Source organism: Streptomyces canus 299MFChir4.1 (assembly GCF_000383615.1).
In the GTDB taxonomy this organism is placed as follows: Bacteria; Actinomycetota; Actinomycetes; order Streptomycetales; family Streptomycetaceae; genus Streptomyces; species Streptomyces canus_C.
In genome coordinates, this window is record NZ_KB911582.1 from 186577 (window position 1) to 205287 (window position 18711).

Annotated in this window: 9 protein-coding genes and 1 pseudogene; 3 read left to right on the forward strand and 7 right to left on the reverse strand. The window is 69.6% G+C overall.

The window, feature by feature from the left end:
- Positions 1-845: 845 nt before the first annotated feature.
- Positions 846-992, reverse strand: coding sequence for a hypothetical protein (locus H293_RS59770; RefSeq protein WP_020115991.1), 147 nt, complete (start codon positions 990-992; stop codon positions 846-848).
- Positions 993-1323: 331 nt separating this feature from the next.
- Entirely contained in the window at positions 1324-1617 is a 294-nt protein-coding gene (locus H293_RS0100865) for a hypothetical protein (protein WP_020115992.1), read from the reverse strand.
- A 662-nt stretch (positions 1618-2279) separates the two neighbouring features.
- Here H293_RS0100865 and H293_RS48880 point away from each other — a divergent pair.
- Together H293_RS48880 and H293_RS0100875 are read left to right on the forward strand one after the other, a co-directional pair.
- Positions 2280-5816: a SpoIIE family protein phosphatase gene (locus H293_RS48880; protein WP_020115993.1), complete on the forward strand. Its 3537-nt coding sequence runs from the start codon at positions 2280-2282 to the stop codon at positions 5814-5816.
- Positions 5817-6095: 279 nt separating this feature from the next.
- A pseudogene (locus H293_RS0100875) lies at positions 6096-6437 on the forward strand (DNA/RNA helicase domain-containing protein); the annotation flags it as partial.
- A 261-nt stretch (positions 6438-6698) separates the two neighbouring features.
- On the opposite strand, the gene H293_RS0100880 reads toward H293_RS0100875, so the two are convergent.
- Genes H293_RS0100880 through H293_RS0100895 form a run of 4 tightly spaced genes read right to left on the reverse strand, consistent with a single transcriptional unit; the run spans position 6699 to position 16820 of the window.
- Positions 6699-8828: a DEAD/DEAH box helicase gene (locus H293_RS0100880; RefSeq protein ID WP_020115995.1), complete on the reverse strand. Its 2130-nt coding sequence runs from the start codon at positions 8826-8828 to the stop codon at positions 6699-6701.
- Positions 8825-10156, reverse strand: a complete 1332-nt coding sequence (gene brxD, locus H293_RS0100885) for a BREX system ATP-binding protein BrxD (protein WP_020115996.1) — start codon at positions 10154-10156, stop codon at positions 8825-8827. Before brxD ends, H293_RS0100880 begins: the two co-directional genes overlap by 4 nt.
- The gene (pglZ, locus tag H293_RS0100890) at positions 10153-12915 is read right to left on the reverse strand and encodes a BREX-2 system phosphatase PglZ (RefSeq protein ID WP_020115997.1); all 2763 of its coding nucleotides are present in this window, start codon (positions 12913-12915) and stop codon (positions 10153-10155) included. The genes brxD and pglZ overlap by 4 nt, the downstream gene beginning before the upstream one ends.
- Positions 12915-16820 (reverse strand): BREX-2 system ATPase PglY family protein, encoded by a 3906-nt coding sequence (locus tag H293_RS0100895; protein WP_020115998.1) that lies wholly within the window; start codon positions 16818-16820, stop codon positions 12915-12917. Before H293_RS0100895 ends, pglZ begins: the two co-directional genes overlap by 1 nt.
- 323 nt (positions 16821-17143) lie before the next feature.
- Here H293_RS0100895 and H293_RS0100900 point away from each other — a divergent pair, with 323 nt between their 5' ends.
- Positions 17144-18250 carry a hypothetical protein gene (locus H293_RS0100900; RefSeq protein WP_020115999.1) on the forward strand — a complete coding sequence of 369 codons (1107 nt, stop codon included), beginning with the start codon at positions 17144-17146 and terminating at the stop codon, positions 18248-18250.
- A 25-nt stretch (positions 18251-18275) separates the two neighbouring features.
- On the opposite strand, the gene H293_RS0100905 is transcribed toward H293_RS0100900, so the two are convergent.
- Positions 18276-18710 carry an ATP-binding protein gene (locus H293_RS0100905; protein ID WP_259294400.1) on the reverse strand — a complete coding sequence of 145 codons (435 nt, stop codon included), beginning with the start codon at positions 18708-18710 and terminating at the stop codon, positions 18276-18278.
- Position 18711 lies beyond the last annotated feature (1 nt).

Here is an 18711-nt window from a genome sequence, read left to right on the forward strand (position 1 = left end):
CATGGAACTCCACCAGCACTTAGTAAAATCGGGTACGCCGATTGTGAATTTCCGGTTGCCGGTAGGAACACTTGGCCAGGAGCCGGGACGCTGGCATACATGAGGTGATATATCATCATTTCGATGCTCCTGCTTCCGCTCCTGCGCAGGTGGGCGCACCTGCCAAGGCCCCCGCAGCGCCAGCCCCCAAGCCGCCCACCCCCAAGGACACCGGGATCGAACCCTTGAGTGTGTGAAATGGCACACTCGGTCCGCACACTCAAATAAGCGGAAAGAAGAATTCCACCTCGCGGCATGATTGACCGCTCCGCCGAAGATTTCCGGATCACTCCGACCTCCTGATTGCGGGGTAGATACAGATGGAAAGCGCTTGAGCCTCGCCGTGCCGAGTGGACAGACAAGTCGGGCTGTATGCCGGGCCTGTAGAGATCTCTTCCGACAGCGGCGAAGGGTACGAGATCGGGACTCCTGGCTGGACGAAACCGCGACGCCCCGGGGAGCCGCCCGAGCTCACTGAGCGGACCGCTCGTGGAATCACGCCGCGGATCACCCGCAAGGGCAAAGACTCCATCCAACGGCTGGCCAGGCACGTCTGGGCGTCGGAATCGTAGGAGCCGTAGGAGCCGTAGGAGCCGTAGGAGCCGTAGGAGACGATGTGCGCCGAAGGTCCGAAGCAGCCGCACTGGCCTGGCGGTTGGCGCCGACTTATTGGACAGCCGTGATCTTGGTGCCCTGGTGTGCGTTGCCGCCTGCCGTGGCGCTCAGGGTGGCGGTGGGGGCATGCGCCACCGCTCTCGGTCACGGCCCTGGAACTGACCTTGCCCGATCCCGATCCCTGTATCGCCTCAGCCCGGCCGGACGTTGGTGATCTCCACGGAGAGCACCGTGCCCGCCGAAGCGGTGCTGACCAGTGACGGCCTGTAGCTGAGTCTGGTCTGCTTCATCAGCTCGGCGGTCTGGATCACCGGCCCGGACTGGTCACAGATCCCCACTGCTGCCCAGATAGGTGATCTCCGGTTCCACGGTCATGTTGCAGCCCGCTGACCCGAAGCACTGTCGCGCTTGCGGTGCGCAGGTCGTTCGAGAAACCGTCAGCGTCGACCTCGACGTACGTCGGTTCCGGGTCCGGCTCCATGACGGGGCTGACGGCGTCCGCGTCCGGGACGCTCGATGCCGCGACGCCGGCCGGTTTGTCGTCGTCGCTCGTGGATCGCACGGCGACACCGCCTGTGGTGACGATCGCGCTGGTGCAGAGCCTCCTCGGTGGAGTCGGCACCTCGGGCGGCGGGAAGGCGGGCGGTTGCGCAGAGCTGTCGACCATCCTCAGTTCCACCCTCCCAGCAGACCCGAACTGAGCTGGGCCATACAGATGTTGTAGTCGCCGGCCGCGTGGGCCTTCTTCGTCTTCCCGCCGACCGTGACGGAGCAGTGGATGTCACCGGACCCCTGGAGCTGTGCCGTGACGCTGAAGTACATTGCGTCGTCGTCAAGAGGCAGGGTGGCCTCGAACTTGCCGTTCTCGAAGGCGCCGTCGCGGTTGTCCGAGTCGGACCCGTAGGTGATGTTGAGCGGCCCGAGGGCGCCCGCGGGCGCGGTGCCCCACACTTTGAAGATCACGACCTTCTTGCCGGTCTTCTTTTCGGCCTTGTCATCACTGCCTTCGGCGGCGTCCGCCGCCTCGTGGCCCTTCGACGGGGAACCACCAGCCTTGAAGCCCCCGGACTTGAAGCCACCGGCCGTGGAACCACCGGTCTTCGTGTCGTCGCCCCTCGTGGAGTCGTTCGAGCTGGAGCCGCCACTCGCGACAGCACCGATGAGAGCGATCAGAACGAAGAGACCGACGAGACCGAGACAGCCGCGGGTACTGCTGCTGGCTCATGGTCCCCCCTGGGGCATATGTGGTGCAGTGCAAGGTATGTGACTTGCACAGACATCGAACGGTTTCCTCAAACCGGATGGATTCACCTGATCGTGGTGAACTCCAGGCAAATCAAACACCTCGACCATCTCTTCGCGCGGTCCCCGCCTTGCCCTTCGACGCCGACCGCGTCGGCCGGCCGCAGGGACCGCTGGTCGACGAGCACCGCCGTCGGCGTGGGGTTACAGGCGTAGGCTGCTGAGCAAATGGGGTTTTAATAGTTTCAAATGGGCAATTCGGGTAACAGCGACGTGGGAGCTGTCGGATCCGGCGTCCGATCTGCCCGGGAGGCCCGCAGCGAGTGGCCGTCGGCAGCCTTGGGAGGCGCGGGCGGATCACACAGGCGCCAGGAGGAAGATCGATGACCCGGCGCGATGACCCGCGCACCGCGGCGGCCCGGGTGTTCGCCGACGGCGGCGCGTTCGGCGAGCTTCTGTCAGGGATCGACTGGGCGGCGACGCCGCTCGGGCCCCCCGTCTCCTGGCCCGGCCCCCTGGTGGAAACCCTGAGCCTCATGCTCACCTCTGAGCATGGGATGGCTCTGTACTGGGGGTCTGAATTCGCCACGCTGTACAACCTGGGCTCCACACCGATTGTCGGCGCCAAACACCCCTGGGCGCTCGGCAGACCCTACAAGGAGATATTCCCCGAGGTCTGGGCCCACCCCGTGAGCTCCCACTTCCACTATGTGACCGACTCCCGCAAGCCCCTGCTGGTCCCGGATGAGCTGCTCATCATGGAGCGCCACGGCTTTTTGGAGCAGTGCTACTTCGACTCCGCCTTCCAGCCCGTGCTGCTGGATGACGGCACCGCCGGCGGCGTACTGCAGATCCTCACCGAGACGACCGGCCGGGTACTGGGCGAGCGCCGGCTGCGCCTGCTGAGCGAGACCGGCACGCGCACGGCCGGGCTGCCCACTCCGGGCGAGGTCGCCCGCGTGGTCGCCGAGGTGGCGGCCTCCTACCCCGACGAGATCCCGTTTCTGGGCCTGTACCTGGCCTCCGAGCCAGGGATGCAGCGGCCGGCGGCCTCCACCGGGCTGCGGTCGGCGCCCGAGAGCGGCTCGCTGAGTGCGGCCGACGGGCCGGAGGCGGCGGCCCGGCTGGCGCAGGTGGTCGCGGACGGTACGCCGGCCACGCTGCCGGCCGCCGCGTTCAACGGCGGCAGCATGGCCGGGCAGCACGCCGCGGCCTCCCGGCTCCCGGTCGAGCAGGCGCTGGCCCTTCCGCTGCACGCCGCGGGCCAGGTGGAGGGCGTGCTGGTGGTGGGCATCAACCCCTGCTTCCCCCCGGCCGGGGCCTACCACGACTTCCTGGAGGTGCTCGCCTCAGCTGTGGCCGGGGCCCTGTCGGCCGCGCTCGCGCACGAAGAGCAGCGCAGGCGGGCAGAGGCGCTGGCCGAGCTCGACCGGGCCAAGACCGCCTTCTTCGCCAACGTCAGCCACGAGTTCCGCACCCCGCTCACCCTGCTCCTGGGCCCGCTCCAGCAGGCCCTGGCCGACGAGGACCGGCCCGAGCGGCACAAGCAGCTGGAGCTGGCCGAGCGCGGCGCCCTGCGTCTGCTGAAGCAGGTCAACACCCTCCTGGACGTCGCCCGGGCCGAGGCCGGGCAGACGCGCCCCACCCTTGAGCCGGTCGACCTCGCCAGTGCCACGGCCGAGCTGGCCGGAGTGTTCCGGTCCGCCTTCGAGGCGGCAGGGCTGACGCTGGAGGTGGACTGCCCGCCGCTGCCCAAGCCGGTGCCCCTGGACCGGGAGATGTGGGAGAAGATCATCCTCAACCTGCTCAGCAACGCCCTGAAGTTCACCTTCACCGGCGGCGCCCAGGTGCGGGTGGCCGCGGTCGGCGACCGGGCCAGGCTGACCGTGACCGACACCGGCACCGGCATCTCCGCTGACGAGCTGCCGCGCCTGTTCGAGCGCTTCCACAGGGTCCGCGGCGCCCGCTCCCGCTCCCACGAGGGCAGTGGCCTCGGCCTGGTGCTGGTGAAGGATCTGGTGGAGGCGCACGGCGGCACCGTCGGCGTGGACAGCCTCCTCGGCCAGGGCACCACCTTCACCGTGAACCTCCCCTTCGCCTCCGCCCAGCCGCCCCGCCCACCCCCACCCCCACCCGCGGCCGACGCCGGACCCCCCGTGGACCTCCCCAGGGAAAGGGGAGGGGGCCGCCCCAGCCGTACCGCGGCCTATGTGGACGAGGCGCTGGGCTGGCTGGCGGCCGAGCCCGTCCCCGCCGCGAACACCTCGGCGGCACGCGCCCCGCACGCCGCCGCGACCCGCGAGACCCTCCACGACCCCAGCCCGCACGAAACCGACCGCCCCCAACGGGCCCGCCTGCTGGTCGTCGACGACAACGCCGACATGCGCGCCTACCTCACCCAGCTCCTGCGGCCCGACTACGACGTGCTGCTCGCCGCCGACGGCCTGGCCGCCCTGGAGATGGCCCTGGCGCAGCCTGTGGAGCTGGTGCTCAGCGACGTGATGATGCCCCACATGGACGGCTTCGAGCTGGTCCGGGCGCTGCGCGCCGATCCGCGCACCGCCCGCCTGCCCATCGTCCTGCTCACCGCCCGCGCCGGCGAGGAGGAATCCGTGCAGGGCCGGCACGCCGGCGCCGACGACTACCTGGCCAAACCCTTCTCCGCGCGCCAGCTGCTGGCGCGTGTCCGCACCGGGTTGGAACTGTCCCGGCTGCGCGAACAGGCCCTGACCGAGACCCGCAACCAGCTGGCCGTGCTGGCCTCCCTGGCAGACGCGGGCCTGCGGCTGGCCGCCACCCTCGACCCGGACCGGATACTGCGGACCACCGGTGAGATCCTGCTGCCCGACTTCGCCGACCAGATCAGCGTCCACCTCACCCCTGCGGCACCCGCCCCGGCGCAGTCGCCCCCGCCGTACATCGCCGGCACCCCCCTTCTCGCCGACGAGGCCCTGGCCACCGCCGCCACCCGCGCGATCAACGGCACCGCCCCGGCCCCGGTCGGCCCGCACCCGGCGCCCGCCGGCGTGCTGGCCCTGCCGCTGCACGCCCATGACCAGACGCTGGGGGCCCTGGTACTGGTCCGGCACACCGGCGGCTATTCCGCGGTCGAACACAAGTATCTGGAGAACCTCGCCCACCGCCTGGCCCTGGCCTACGACAACGCCATCCGGTACCACAACGAGCGCCGCCTCGCCCTGACCCTGCAGCGCGCCCTGCTGCCCCACCGCCTGCCCCAGGTGCCCGGAATGCGCCTGGCCACCCACTATCGGGCCAGCAACCGCGGCGCCGAGGTCGGCGGCGACTGGTACGACGTTCTCGCCCTGCCCGACGGCGCCGTGGGGCTGGCCATCGGCGACGTCATGGGCCACGACGTGGAAGCCGCCACGCTGATGGGCCAACTCCGCTCCGCCCTGCACAGCCTCGCCCTGGAAGGCGCCGGCCCGGCCCAGGTGCTGACCAGGCTGGACGCCTACCTGCAGTCGCTCACCACCGAACGCTTCGCCACCTGCCTCTACACGGTCTACGACCCACACCGCCACCGCCTGTGCTACGCCGCCAGCGGGCACCTGCCGCCCCTGCTGCTAGCCGCCGACACCGCCTACCTGGAGCTGCCCCCGGAACTGCCGCTGGGACTGGGCAGCACCCCGGTCGACCACGAGGTGGAGTTCCCACCCGGCACCGGCCTGCTCCTCTACACCGACGGCCTGGTGGAGAACCGCTCCCTGTCCCTGGACGACGGCCTGACAACCCTGCGCCAGACCTGCGACGCCCTGCCCGCCGCCGCCCGCTCCGACCCCCAGCGGATCACCGAACAGGCCCTGGAACTCCTGAACACCCCCGACCGGGTCGACGACGACGCCGCCCTCCTCGCAGCCACCGCCGAACCATCGCGCCGAACCGGCGACCCGCAGACCTGACGTCGGGTGACACACCGGAGTAGTGCGGTATGCGGCTGGAGGGAGCCTGACGCACAGCAAGACGCTGCTTGAGTTCACCCGAAACTGAGAGCCTGCAACCGCCGCCTATGGGCCCACACTGCAGAGGCAGCGTCGCTTTGATCTCGTCGTCCTCGAGCGCGGGCCCGCCTCGACAACAGCCGGGGCGGATTGCCACCAAGACGGGGCAGGCGCTGGCTGACGCGGTGCTGGACACGAGGTCGCTGGACGGGCGGCGCTCGGCGACCGAGACTCCACCTGCCCGCCCCCCTCTGGGCCACCGACCCGGCCGGCTTCGGCCAGGTCGGCTGCGTCTACACCGCGCAGGGCTTCGAGTACGACTGGTCCGGCGTGATCATCGGCCCCGACCTGGTCTGGCGCACGGACCGCTGGGTCGTGGACCGCTCTGCGTCGAAGGACCCGTCTTTCACGAAGTCCACTCCGGACGACGACGTCGACCGGCTCAGCCGCAACACGTACAAGGTGCTGCTGACGCGGGGAATGGTCGGGCCAGTCCTGTACTCGACGGACTCGGAGACCCGCGAGAAGCTGCGGTCGCTGATTCATCCGGCGTCTCGGGCCGAGGTGCCGGCGCTCGTGTAGTTCAGCGGGCGCGAGAGGCGGTCATCTCTTGTGAACTGGATGTGCAGCGCAGGAGGTGAGTGGCCGCCCGCCACGCTGCTCGTGAAGGATGGTCCCCCGCTTCGCGCACGCGATGGCCGACCTGCGGTGACAAACGCTGGCGGGGGCAGCCACCGGGAGCTCTGCTCGTACGCTGGGTCGAAAACGGATGCTCTCGGCAAAGAGTACGTTGATCAACCGTCGCTGGGCATGACGCAACTGCACGAGGGGACCAGCTACTCATCATGGGCGCACAACGAAGCGCACAGGTTCGGAGAGCACCTGCGCTGCCGACTGCAGGTCCGCCAGCCGCCTCGCCAGCGTCGATTCGGCGAGCCTAGGTGGCAGTGCGTCCGCGAACTTCAGTCCTTTGACCGCCCGCTCGTCGACCTCCGGCAGGCACAGGTGGTCTGGGGCGGCTACCGAAGCCTCTTTCCAATCATTGGGGGTGAGGTCCTCACGCAGGCGGATCCAGCAGTCGTTGATCTGCTGGGCAGGCACGGCGACCTCGGCAAGCGTCGCTGCGAGCGTGGCGTTCGCCCGATGCCCGGCCCATGTCCACCACCTCACGTATCCACCTGAGCCACGAATGATCACCGTGCCTCCTGGATGCACCTCTTCCATGAAGTGCTCCCGTGCTTCGGCCAGGTACTTCTCCGCACGCGCCGTGAGGTCCACCGGCGGGTTCGCGCCGAGGAGCACTTCTCGTACTGCGCGCGTGAGTTCGAAGGAGATGCCGAAGTCGAGTCTGGCGCCACTCCACTTCGCTCTGCCGCCGCCGTCGACGGGTTCGACGAAGCACCGCTTTCGCTTCCAGTCGATGTACGTGACCTGCCAGCTCCGCCCGGCCAGGAGCAACCGCCGTGGTCCGTCGATCCGTTCGGTGAGCAGACTCGGATCCGTCCTGCCGATCTCCTTGCGGCCTTGGAGCACGGTGAACTGCGGAGGTGCGGTGAACACGGCCGTGAGGTTCATGAAGTGCCGGTGACCGAAACGCCGTTCGGCTTCGGGGCCGATGAACAGGAGTCCGCCGTCCTGGTCCAGGTAGCCGTTGTCGACCAGGTGACGGACGATCGGCTCGGCGGACTGGCCGAACGGGCCGAGGCCGTTCCACCACTCCTGCCAGAGGCGGTCCCCGACCCGCGGTTCCTGCAGGCACAGCGCGAGAAGCTGCTGAGCCACGATGTGCCGCGGCTCCGGCGGGGCGATGACGGGCTCCACCCAGCCGCGCGACCATTGCATGAGAAGAGCCGCCGCTCCGAGCAGTCCGTCGCGATCCAGCGCGAGAAACAGGCAGTTGCGTGACGTTCCGGGCCTGCGTCCGGTGCGGCCCAGCCGTTGCAGGAAGGAGGCGACGGTGAGCGGAGCGTCGATCTGGATGACCCGGTCCAGGTCCCCGACGTCGATGCCGAGTTCGAGGGTGCTCGTGGAGACGATCACGCAGTCACGGGCCTCGGCGAAGGCCTGTTCCGCGCGACGGCGTTCGTCGACGGAGAGAGAGGCGTGGGAGAGGAAGGTCGTCACGCCCTTGGCGCGCAGTTTCTCGCCCAGTTCCTCGACGAGCCTGCGGGACTCGCAGAAGACGAGCCGTTTCTCGCCGCGGTGCAGGGCCGCGATCATGGTGGCGGCATTGTCGACGGATCCCACGTAGTCCAGCTGGATGTCCGTCGGGGCCGTCGACGCCGCTGCCGATGTCTTCGGCTTCGGGTCGGCGAGGTGCGGTGCCACCACCGCGGACGGCTGCCTGCCCGCTCCGGATCCCTGCAGCCACAGCAGCAGCTCGTGCGGGTTTCCCACCGTCGCGGACAGCCCGACTCGTTGAATGGGATGTCCGACGACACGCTGTAGCCGTTCCAGGACGGCCAGCAGATGCCAGCCCCGGTCGTCCCCGGCGAAGGCGTGCACCTCGTCGACCACCACGGTGCGCAATCCGGAGAAGAAGGAGGTGTGGTCGACGTTGGCGCTCACCAGCATCGCCTCCAGCGACTCCGGCGTGGTCAGCAGGACGTCGGGCCGCGCGGCCAAGATCCGCTTCCTCGCGCCGGAGGTGACGTCCCCGTGCCATAGGGCGGCCGTGCGCCCGAGCCACGAGGTGTACGTCTCCAGCCGGGGCAGCAGGTTGTTCAGCAGCGCCTTGAGCGGACACATGTAGAGGACGGACGTCCCCGACCACTTCTGCTGCACCATCTTCGACAGCAGTGGGAACGACGCGGCCTCCGTCTTGCCTCCGGCGGTGGGCGCGAGAAGGATCGCGTCGTCGCCCGCGAGCAGCGGCCCGATGGCCTCTTCCTGGAGGGGGCGCAGTCCGGGCCAGCCGAGCGTGTTGACGACGTGGTGGACCAGCGCGGGTTCGAGGTCGTCGATACCGCTCACGGCATCTCCAGGTCGATGTCTTCCGCGCGTGCGGCCGCCGCGTTGCGTTCCACTTCGGTCAGCTCGCCGTCCGTGATGGTGAGCGCGTAGTGCTTGCGTGGATCGAAGTCCTGGAACTCGTCCACCCGGTCGAGCACATCGGCGACGAGTTTGCGCAGGAAGACACGGGGTGCGACCCCGACCTTGCCCCCGAGTCCGCCGGTCACGGCTGTGGCGAGTTCCATGAGATACGCATCGTCCACCTGCTGCTCGACTCGTTCCGGATGCCGGGCGGCGCCCGCGTACAGGTCGCGCACGCGCCTGCCCAACTCGCCGAGTCGTTCCAGGTCGAAGCCCGCAAGTCGCAGTTGGACGGCTCGCGGGGAGTCGAAGCGCGGGTCGGTGGTGAAGTCGGTCGCCAGCCGCTGCGCGAGTGGCGGGAGCCGCTGCGCGCCCTGCTGACCGTCGTAGAAGGCCGGTGTCCCCGTGATGACGAGGAACAGCCCTGGGAAGCGTCCCGCGTCGATCTCGTCGAGGAGCTGCCGCAGTGCGTTGAGGCCCTTCTCCCGTACGTCACCGCGCACCCGCTGAAGGGTCTCGATCTCGTCGAGGACGAGCAGCAGACCGGGGTGGCCGCAGTCCCGCAGCACGGTGAGCAAACCCTGGAGGAAGCCGAGTGCCGCGAAGTGGTCGAGGTCGCCCCGCACCCCGGCGGCCCGGCGTGCTGATGCGGCGACGGACTTCTGACCGCCGAGCCAGGCGATGAGGGCTTCCGCGGTCGCCGCGTCGTCGGCCGCGACCGCGCGCCGGTATCCACGCAGGGCCGCGGCGAACGCCGGTGTGGTGCGGGCCACTTCGGCGAGCCGACGCTCCATCAGCGCGTCGACAGCTTCACCCAGCGCCGCTTCGTCCTCCTCGTCCACGTCCCCGTTGTCGAGGACCTCCTCCTCCAACGTGTAGAACCAGGAATCGACGATCGCTCGCAGCGCACTGGGCTGGTGGGTCGCCGTGGACAGCCGCTCGGTGAGCCGTCGGTACACCGTCTCCAGCCGGTGCAGAGGTGTCTCCGTCTCGGAGATCTGGACCTCAGCCGTGGCGAGCCCGGCGCGCTTGGCCCGTTCGGCGAGCCAGCGTGCGAAGAAGGTCTTGCCGGATCCGTACTCGCCACGGATGGCGTGGAAGGCGGCTCCGCCCCGCGCCACCGTGGCCACATCCTCGTCGAGGGCACTGGTGAACCGGTCGAGGCCGACCGCGAAGAGGTCGAGCCCTGAGTGCGGCACGGTGCCCCGGCGCAGTGCGTCGACGACTTCCCGCCGCCGGACCGCGCTCACGTCGGGCGACGACGTCACGTTTTCTCCTTCGGGAAGAACTGGTCGCGCAGCAGGGTCAGATCGAGTTTCACCGTGTGCCCGGCGTCGATGAAGCCGAGGACTGGGTAGCCCTCGATGTTGAGCAGCCTCTGCAGGGTGGCGATGAACCCGTCGATGTTGCGCCGCACCCGACCGGTCGCCGAGATGGCCCCGGCGAGGGCGGCCGGTGACATGGTGCCCCCCGCCCCGGCCAGCGCGTCGATGACGGCCGCCACGACCTTGCTCTCGGGGGCCTTGCGTACGTACTCCTTTTGCGCCTCGTACACCTCGCTGGCGACTACGCGCTCGCCCAGGGTGGCGGGGGCGGCTCCGTCGGCGGCAGGTGCCAGAAGGTCGTCGGCCGCGAAGAGCCCCTCGCCGGCCGGCTGCTCCTTCGGCTTCCCTCGCTTCGGCTTCCGCGGTGCCTCTTGCATGGCAACGTCCTCGGGCCGCCCACCCTTGCGAGGAGCCCACCATTGCGGGACGGCCTGCTCCCGAGGCAAGACCTCCCACCCCCTCGGCACCAGGTCGCGGTCAGGCACCAGGACGAGCAGCGGCACGGTGACCTCCGCGAGCGAGGCTCCACCGTGGTAACCAGCCCGGCGGCCGGTGTAGCGGATGTCCTCCCGCCAGGGCGCGACGATAGTGCCGCCGCCCTCCAGTACGCGGGGCCCGGACAGCTGGACCTCGCCGTCCTTCGCCGCGCCCGTACGCCATCGGGCCGAGCCGGGCCCCTCGCCCTCGTCCCCCACGGGTCCTTCACTCGCACCGCGCTCCAGCACATGCCCATGATCCGCGACGAGCACAACCGGGCGCCCGTACCCCTTGGCCGCCGACAGCAATTCCCGCAGGTATGTGACGTCACCCAGACTCCACTGGGTACGCCGCCCCTGCTGTCCCTTGTCCAGGGCGTCGTCGATGGTGTTCAGCACGACGCCGACCACTGCCTCCGAGGCCAGCGCGGCCATGATTTCCTCGGAGAGGAACCTGCCCGCCCCTCCCTCTATCCCGGCCTTGTGGAAGAGCAGAGCATCGAGTCGCCGCTGCCTCCAGAAGGCAGCGAAGCCCGAACTCTCCTTCGTCTGCCCGCCCTTGACGGCCGTACCGGTGAGCAGGGACGCGCGGCTGACCTCTGTGACCGAGGGGAGCATGGACACCGCGGCCATCCGCTGCGGCGCATCCGCCGAGACCGCCTCGCTGGGCACGACCTCGGTCCAGCCCTCGCGCTCGACCTCCTCGCCGAGCTGGGCCGCGACCGCACAGCTCATGCCGTCCAGTATCAGGACGAGGGGAGCCGTGTCGCCGGCCAGCGGCCTGACCGCTTCGGCCAGCACGTTCTCGACGACCAGGCAGCCGCCGGGATGGAGAGCGGTGGCATTTGGCGCCCAGGACACCAGCCTCCGCGCGAACTCCTCGTCCAGCCGCTCGCGCCGCTCTCGGGCCGCCTCGTACAGAGCACTGAGGTCCTCGCCTGTGACGGCGTCCCCCTCGGGGTCTCCCGCCCACAGCACCGCGAGCGCCCGGTCCGCCCAGCCCCAGTCCCCCGCCTGGTCCCGGACTCCGGCCGCCACCGACGCCACGGCCGGGCGCGGCAAAGCCAGCCAGCGGGCGACCCGTACGGCCATCTCGGCCACGCCGACGCGTTCCGGGTTCAGCCGGGCCAGCATATGCGCGTTCAGCTCGGCCAGGGCCGCTTCCCCCGCTGCCGGGGAGGTGCGGGACGCTGCCGCCACCTGCCGCAGTTGGGCCGTGAAGCTGGACGGCAGGAAGCGGTTGGATTCGACGGCCGTGGTGAGTCCGGCGCTCTCGGCGAGCTGGTCGGCGCGGTTGAGGACGGCAAAGACTCGCGTCCGGGCTTCGGCGTTGTGCCGGGCCTCTCCGATCCAGCGGATGAGGGCGCCTTCAACGGCCTCGGTGAAGGACTGCAGCTCGGTCCGGCGCGGCATCACCTGCCCGAACAGCCCGCCCACGGCGAGCACCACGTCCGGGCTCACTGCCGGATCGCGCAGGACCGCTCCCAGCAGACCGAGCGGCATCGCGTCCTGTCCGCGCCCGGTCTCCGCCAGGGACATCAGAACCGGTGCCGCCGGGCCGGCGGTCTCACCGAGCCACTTCTTCAGCTCGTCCCGTTCGGTCTTGTCCAGCTCCGCGAAGCGCAGGGGCCCCGCGGGAGTACGGGACCACGTGAGAAGTGCGTCCAGATCGACGACAGTCCCTGCCGCCGGGCCCGCCTCGCCATCGCCGTTGCCCAGCCCGAGTCGCGCCACGACCAGCGCGCGCAGGGCCGCGTCCCGCGTCAGGACGGAGCCCGCACGCTTCCAGCCCTGGGAGGGCTCGGCGTCGAGCAGCGCCTCCAGCAGCCAGCCTTCGTCGTACATGCGTGGGTCGAGTCCGGCAGCGCCGAAGCGCTGCATGACGATCTCAGCGTTCTCCACCGTGAGCGTCTGCCGCCGTACCGCCTGCCCGCGCAGGTCCCAGCCGATCTGACCGTCATCGACGCCGGTGGTGACGACGAGGAGGTCCGCACCGGCCGCCTCTTCCCGGTGCCTCGTCCACTCCTCCAGGATGCCCAGGACGGACGCCTGGTGGCTGACGCGGACTCGCCGCGTCTCCTCCCCAGTCCGCACGGTGAACTCCTCGGGCGCGCCGGCCGTGTAGCGCCCGTGTACCAGGACGAGCCGCCGGTCTCCGAGCCCGGAGGCGTGCGTGGCGAGCAGGGCCTCGATGGTGCGGCGGCCCACCTGGGGCAGAGCGGCCATCAGTGACCGGCCTCTTGGTCGTCCGCGGGCACGGGACGCCAGATGACCTGGATGCGCGTGCCCGGATGGGCAGCGAGGTACGACCTGATCTCCCCCTCCACATCGGCGACTGTGGCGGCGAGAGTTGCTTCGAGCCGAGTGGGCTCGACGACATGCGGAGCACCCGGTCGTACGTCCTGAGCAGGTACGTCGACAGTCCGCTCGCCACCGTCGGACCGCTGGGGCGCACCCTCCGTCACGCCAGGCCCCGACTGGACGACCGGCTGCCCGTGTTCCGTGAGGCTGACGTCGTCCGCGGTCGGCTGCGGTAGTGGTGCCACCGGTTGGGCCACCTGCGCCAGGCGTGCCACGTCGTTGATGAGGGCCAGCGCCCGGTCCTGGAGCTGGTCGAGCACCGGGACGAGCGAACGGGCCTGCTCGTGGTCGTTCGCCGTCTCCTCGACGACGCGGATCAGCCGCGCCGCCCGGTCCCCCACGCTGTCGTCCCGCCCGGCGAAGCCGCGCACACTGTCGAGAAGCTTCCAGTTGGTGTCGTCGAGCGCGGCCAGCACATCGGGCGCCTGCTTGAGGGCCGCCCCGATCTCCGGGTCGGTCACGTCGTAGGCCACCGCCGCGAGCTCGCGTACCACCACGGCCGTATCTTCACTGCGGGCGAGCCGGGCCACCAGGTCGGCCGCGGCCTTCATGGACTTCATCCGTGGAGCGTCCGCTCCCTGCGGACCTCGCAGTCCCAGCTCCTCGGCCCGCCTCTGCAGCACGGACCGGACCCCGCTCACGGCGTCCCGGTGCCTTTCGGCCACTTCCTTTACGCCGGTGGCGAGTTTGGCGACGTTCAGCGCGATGAGCGCAGGCGGTACGGCAACCCCGAAGATCCTGCCGGCCCGTTCACGCGCGGTCGCGAACTCCTCGTCGGTCGGCTTCTCGACGGCGCGCAGACCGTAGCCGGGGCCGATCCGCTCCAGCTCCGGCGCCTGCTGCAGCGGCGAGGTCTGGTACACCCACGTTCGGTCGTCGAGCAGCGCGTACGTCGCGATGATCAGGTTGCTGACGTTCTTCTCCAGGCCCGTGAACCCGAGCTGACCGATCCACTTGCGGATGTCCTCGACGGACAGGTCCGTCCCGGCGTGGCCGTCGGCGGCCTTCTGGTTGATCCGCAGCCGCCAGTCGCGGCTGACGTTCAGCGGACCGTCGTGTACCTCGCCCAGCCCTAGCGGGTGCACGATCTTCTTCACCACGGCCAGCTGGTGGCTGTCGACGACGACCCGGCGCTCGCCGCTCTCCATCGCCCGGCCGATCCATTCGAGCGCCGTCTTCAGCTCGCGCAGGGTGACCGGCTTGCGGGTGAGGGCGGGATCGAAGTCGGGGTGCTTCGGGTAGAGCACGGCGAACATCTCGTCGGCCAGGGCGTAGAGGTTCTTCTCGAAGCCGACCCCCGGCTCGGGCTTCTTCCGCGTGAAACCGGGCCGCAGCGACCACAGGTGCTGATCCGCCGGAACCTCGGCTCCGACGTTGGCGGCCTCCGCCTTACTGATCCCGTACAACTGCTCCAGAACGGCGGAGAGTTGGGTCGTGAGGTTGTCGCTCTGCGCCTTGAGCTGGTGGCGGATCTGGATCCGTTCCTCGGTCGAGCGGGTGGCCGTGACGTCGTCTAGCCGGTCCCGTTCCAGCAGATAGTTGATCTTCAGGAGCCGTCCGAGCTGCCGGGCCCGCTGCTCGGAGAAGAAGTCGGGCAGCCAGACGATGGTGCTACCGGTCCGCCCCGACCGCTTCAGGTTTTCGATCCGCTGAACGTCCTCAATGGGCGAGCGCTGGGGCTCGTCGAAGGGGTAGTCCAGTACGAAACGGATGTTGCCGTCCATCTGCGGTTCGAACTGCTCGTCGGGCAGATGCGGATCGCGTACGTTCCCGAAGACAAACTCAGCGGTGCGCTTGGTACCCCGCCAGACGATCTCGCGCTCGCACACGAACGCCTGGGTGTCCCGGATGCCGAAGGCCTCCCACAGCTGGTCCTTGACCCACTGCCGCCGCTGCCCGACCTTGTCCGCGACCCCCTGGACCTCTTCGAGCAGCGGCTCGACGTCCAGGTCGGACAGGTGCAGATGGAACACCGGGTCGGCGTCGCCCTCGCTCCTCAGCTCTCCGAACCCCTGGGCCTGGAGGTCGCGCAGCGCCTTCACCGCGATCGATCCGGCCGACCCCACCCGCGCCCGGATCGTGCCGTGGTTGAGCGCGGCGAGCCGTCCACCGGTCAGCCGTGCCAGAGCCGGCACATTGGGCGCGAGCGCGCCGAGCAAGAGCGTTTTGACGAGCCGGTCGTCCCGCCGGTAGCGCGGATCGTCAACGGACCCGTACTTCTCCAGCAGATGGGCTCGCACGCGCGCGTGGAAGCGGTGCGCGATCTCGGACTCCCGGCGCAGCTTGGCGGTGAACGCCTCGCCGGTCCCCGACGCTATGACGTCCCACAGGTCGCCGATCGGGATCAGCTCCCCCATCTTCAGGTCATCACGACGGCGCCGAAGCAGCTCCTGGACGAGCTTCAGACCGGTGCGTTCGCGCTGCAGCGCTCCGGAGAGGTCCACGAGGACGTTGAGCAGCGCGGGCGACAGCGGGTACAGGGTGCGGAAGTCGTCCCAGCTCGCCGAGGTCCGCCCGTGCGCGTCGAGCAGCACCTGCCGGACCTCGTCCTTGGACGACTCGACGAGCGTGAACGCCTCGTCGCGGGCCGACTCCATCCCGGGTTTCGGCTCCAGCACACGGCGCTTGATGATCTCGACGAGGTTGCTGTCCTCCAGGTTGACGACGTCGACGCGCCCGGCCAGGTACTCGATCTGCTGCTCCAGGTTCTGCACCTCGGCGCCGGCCACGTCGGAGCCGATGAGCTGCGACAGGTCGCGCTGACGCGAGATGAAGGAGACGATCGGCACGGGCCGGTCGGTGTCCCCGGACTCGATCAGCTTGACCAGCCGCTGCACCTGGTCGCGTACGAAGTCCTGCTCGCCCATGTGTGCCTGAAGCCAGAGGATCAGCTCGTCGAGGAACAGCACGATGCCGTCGTAGTTGAGGGACTTGGCGTGCCGGGAGATGACGGACAGCCCGTTCTCCAGCGGCACGAAGGCGTCCTTGTCGCCGCGGGCTCCTTGCGCGTACGCAGCCATGGGCCCGGAGAGCAGCGCGGACACGAGTGCCTCGCGGTACGGGTCTCCGGCGGGCGCGTCGAAGGCGCGGTTCAGGTCGGCGGAGGTCCAGCTGCCCGCGGCCGGGGCCGCGTCGTCCGCGTCGAGCAGGTCGAGGTCGTCGTCATCGCTGTCCGCGCCGCCGACACCACCGCCCGGCGACACCGCGGCGGCACCGTCACCGAGCCACTGCACGAACTTCGCGTCGTCGGCGAGGAACTCCCGCTGCCTGCGCGCGTCCACGAGCGCGGAGTCGGCCCGGTAGACGGCGGGGGTCGGCTTGTCCGAGTGCTGAGAGCGCACCGCGTGCACGTACCCGCCGAGGATGGCCGAGTCGAGGTCCGTGGAGCCCACGAGGTGGTACGGCACCATGAGGAACCGGCTGTCGCGCAGCCAGTCGTCGTGCTCGGCGATGACCTCCTGGAGCCGGGGCTTGGAGCGGGCCGCCGCGTTGTTGTTCAGGACGGCGTGCAGCACGGTCAGGAAGTGGCTCTTACCGGCACCGAACGATCCGTGCAGGTAGGCGGCGTGCGAGTTCCCGGACCTGACCGCCGCCCCGACCAGCCCGAGCGCGCTCCGGAAGGCCCCCTGCAGCTGCTCGGTGACCACGTACTCGGCGACGCGGGCATCGGTTTCGGTGAACCCACCGGACAGCTCGACCTTGAAATCGCCGGCATGGACGTCTTCCTTGATGTCGATGACATCCTTCAGGAAGAGCTCGCTGGTGGGCATCCGGCTCTCGTTCCCTCGCTCGGCAGCAGTCGGAGCGCGCTGATCTCGCGCGCGACATCCAATCTTGCCAGTCTTGCGATGCCTTGCGCCTGGCCAGACGCAAGTTCCGTGACGCGAGTGTCACGTTGAGCGACCCACGCGGGCGAAATCGTCGCGGAACGCAACAGATGAGCACCTCACTGTGACATTCGCCTGAGTGCGGCCCTGCTGACGACCTGGCCGAGAACCGCTTACGACCGCATACGACCGTCTTGCGCTCCTTTTCGACCGGCTCCGACACTCATGAACAGCGGGATGTGCTTCATGACCGTGAGGGGGACCCCATGGGGGGCGACGGGATCGAGGGCTTACTGCGCGACCGGTTACTGATCATGGTGAACGACAGGTCGGCGATCGGCCTGCTGCCACACATCGACGGAAACGCCGGAGGCTTGCTTCTCACAGGTGTCGATGCGGCGGTGAGATGCCGGAACATACGCAACAGCTACCCGGACACGGTTGTGGCCGTCGACTACGGCGGCCACGAGCACCGGGTCGCGACCGTCGACCGGCCCTTCGGTTATCAGGCGGCCGACGGCTGGCACGCGCTCGACTTCTCCGGCCTGGAGGAGGTCCTGAACGGCCAGCTGGCCAACAAGGCGGCGTTCGCGGTGACCCCGACCTGCTTCATACCACCGGACGAGGACGGCGACGCCCGCGTCCTGCGTGCGGTGATCACTCAGGCCAACCGGCTGCAGCGGACAGACACGGTCGTCCTGCTGCCGTGCAGCTGCCGCTGGCTGCGGGACGAGTCGCTGCTGCACCTGGTGGAGGCGGTACGGGCCAGTCGGCACCCCGTGGCGCTGATCATGCAGCACTACAAGGACCCGTTGGAGCGCGTGGGCGTGGCCGAGGGCCTGCGCGTGCTTTGCCGGTCGTGCCCGCGTCTGCTCCTGTGGCGCACGGACCTGGCGGCTTTCGACGCGCTGGCGCACGGGGCGCTGGGCACGGCGGTGGGGGTCACCGCCATGCTCCGCCACGGCATGGACCCGCGCCGCAAGGGCCGGGGCTGGCGGCCGTATCCGGTGGTGCTCGTCCGCGAACTGCTGAAGTACCACCGGGTGGAGGTGCTCCAAAACTGGTTCACGCGCGTGGATCCGTGGACGTGCGGGTGCCCGGTGTGCGAGGGCGCCGAGTTGTCGCGCTTCAGCGAGAGCAACGCCGATGTGAGGGAGTCTCAGTGGCACAACACGTGTGAGCTGTACGCGCTGCACGACGAGTTGATCTCGGCCGATGCGGGCGGGGACCGGCTGGAGTGGTGGCGGCAGATCGTCGACGACGCGGTCGCCCGGCATCACCTGCTGACCTCCGATCTCGGGGACGAGGTCGCGCATCCTCCGGTGCTGCACTACTGGCAGCGGGCGAGCCCGCCAGCGGTTCCGATGCCGTGACGGTTGCTGGTGGTGTTCTCAGTTCTCAGGGGAGGTCGATCTCGGCCCAGACGACCTTGCCGGGTCCTGGGCGGTCACTGACGCCCCAACGGGAGGCGAGGGCGTCGACGATGACGAGGCCACGGCCGTGGTCGGCCGCCGCGTCCGGGGTCATCGGTGGTGCGGCGACAGGGCGGTCGCCTCCGGTATCGGCGACCTCGATGCGGAGCGCGTCCGTACGGTGCTCAAGGCGGAGGGCGAAGTCCCGGCCCGGTACGCGTGCGTGGAGTACGGCGTTGGATGCCAGCTCGGCGACGACGAGGGCTACCGCGTCGGAGAGGGCCGAGCCGAACGGGAGCCCCCAGACGTCGAGTTGGCGCGTGGCGAGGTGGCGGGCGAGGCGGGCACCGCGCCGGGTAGCGCTGAGCTGCTGGAAGAACATACGTACGGTGACGGCTGGTTGGGCCTGAGGTGCGGTCATG

What these genes read in the sequence shown, in the direction of transcription:
- H293_RS0100905 (WP_259294400.1), bottom strand. Translation starts at nt 18,710, where the DNA reads ATGACCGCACCTCAGGCCCAACCAGCCGTCACCGTACGTATGTTCTTC.
- pglZ (WP_020115997.1), bottom strand. Translation starts at nt 12,915, where the DNA reads ATGGCCGCTCTGCCCCAGGTGGGCCGCCGCACCATCGAGGCCCTGCTC.
- H293_RS48880 (WP_020115993.1), top strand. Translation starts at nt 2,280, where the DNA reads ATGACCCGGCGCGATGACCCGCGCACCGCGGCGGCCCGGGTGTTCGCC.
- H293_RS0100900 (WP_020115999.1), top strand. Translation starts at nt 17,144, where the DNA reads ATGGGGGGCGACGGGATCGAGGGCTTACTGCGCGACCGGTTACTGATC.
- H293_RS0100895 (WP_020115998.1), bottom strand. Translation starts at nt 16,820, where the DNA reads ATGCCCACCAGCGAGCTCTTCCTGAAGGATGTCATCGACATCAAGGAA.